This window comes from Methanobrevibacter sp., assembly GCF_030539555.1.
GTDB lineage: Archaea > Methanobacteriota > Methanobacteria > Methanobacteriales > Methanobacteriaceae > Methanocatella.
The window spans coordinates 320-1979 of the sequence record NZ_JAUNXX010000137.1 but is presented as its reverse complement, the minus strand read 5'-3'; the positions used below and the strand labels follow the sequence as shown (position 1 = coordinate 1979).

At 29.2% G+C, this 1660-nt stretch carries 2 protein-coding genes; one reads left to right on the top strand and one right to left on the bottom strand.

The annotated features are described in order from the left end of the window. Positions 1 to 480: 480 nt before the first annotated feature. The gene (locus Q4Q55_RS10505) at positions 481 to 1182 is read right to left on the bottom strand and encodes a winged helix-turn-helix domain-containing protein (protein WP_303372744.1); all 702 of its coding nucleotides are present in this window, start codon (positions 1180 to 1182) and stop codon (positions 481 to 483) included. 166 nt (positions 1183 to 1348) lie between these two features. Here Q4Q55_RS10505 and Q4Q55_RS10500 point away from each other — a divergent pair. After that, the coding region (locus Q4Q55_RS10500) for a flavodoxin family protein (protein WP_303372743.1) at positions 1349 to 1660 on the top strand (312 nt) is incomplete at its 3' end.

Genomic DNA, 1660 nt, shown 5'->3' with positions numbered 1-1660 from the left:
ACTAATTTTATTTAAGCAATTACTAATTTATTTTAAGAAATATATCAAAAAAAATAAATAAAAAATTTAATCATATTTTTATAGATATTATTAATTATAAACTATTTAAAATTATTTATTTTAATAATAAACGATTAAAATAAAATAAAACAATATTTAAGAATGATAACAATATTATAATTTCAAAACAATAATTTTATTGGCGAAATCAAATCAATGTTTGTTGGCTGTCAATATAGCTGGGTCATTTACCTCTTTTACAACTCCCTCTCTTTAATCTCAGCAAGTATCAACGGAGAATTAGGATTGTGTCACTTCTGGTTCCTTTTGACCAGTTCCATATTGGCGTGGGCATAATAATAACCAAATTCTCCGATACGTATAGTGAAATTTGTTCGTGAACAGTGAAAACAATATTGCTTGGCAAATTCTTTCTCAATGACACATTATAACCCGTATAAATGTGGCCAATTATTGTAATTACATTAATTTTTGAAATTGATTTATTAAGGACAAAGTTATATAACCTTTTTTTGTGAGCAGGTATTCGCCACGGTCTTGTTTTTGTGAGATTAAACCTGCATCCTGTAGTTTTTCAAGGTGGAACAGTAGGTTTCCTCCCCTTAATTTAGTTAAATGTGAAAGTTGAGTATATGATTTGTTTTCTACATATAACGATTCTATTATGATAACCCTTTGCTTGCTCGATAACGGTTCAAATACATCGGAAATTAACATATCCACATCCAACTTTTCAATCGGTTCATTTTCATTAAGTTCATATGACACATTAATGGAATTGATCATCTTCAACTCTTCAAAGAAGTATTCCTTAAAGTTATTGTAGCATGGACTACATTCTACGCCACATACAGAATAAAATTTTTCATCCAGCTGTTCATTAAGTTTGTTGAGGTCTGTTTCTTGAGTATTTAAAAAAAGTTCTTTGAACTCTTGGACTATAAATTGTTTGCACTCTTCATTTTTGCAATTTGGGAGATAAAATTCACTACACTTCTCCCCCAGATTGTCTGCAAAATTTTTCTTGATTGAATTAGAGTAGGTGTCCCTAATGCTTTCAATGGCAGTTTGAAGGTTTTGATTGTAATTATTTTCTTTTATTGTAATCAATTCATTTTCTATTCTGTCCAGTCTTTTGATTATTTCATCACTTTCACTCATGTAATAGTCTTTGTAGGAGTGAATTTAAAAATGTTTCTATAGTGTTGTTAAAGGTTACCATTATGCACCTGCTACATTTATATAACGATTAACTATATTAATACGACCTCATATATCATAATATATAATAACTTTAAAGTTATTTCAACAAAGGAGAGTATTAATTATGGCAAAATATATCGTTATAAATGGAAGTACAAGAAAAGGAAACTCATATGCAATTGCAAATTTCATCAAAGAAAAAATTGATGGAGACGTTGAAATATTCAATATAAAAGATAAAGAAATCGGATTTTGTCAAGCTGATAATGCTTGTAAGGCAAAAGACGAATGCATAGTTCAAGATGATGCATATGATTTAATCAATGATCTGGAAGAATGTGACGGTGCATTTATTATCACCCCTATTTTCTTTGGAAGGCTTCCTGGAATGGTCGATGCTTTAATTGACAGATTCTATTCCAAATTCAATCCTGCA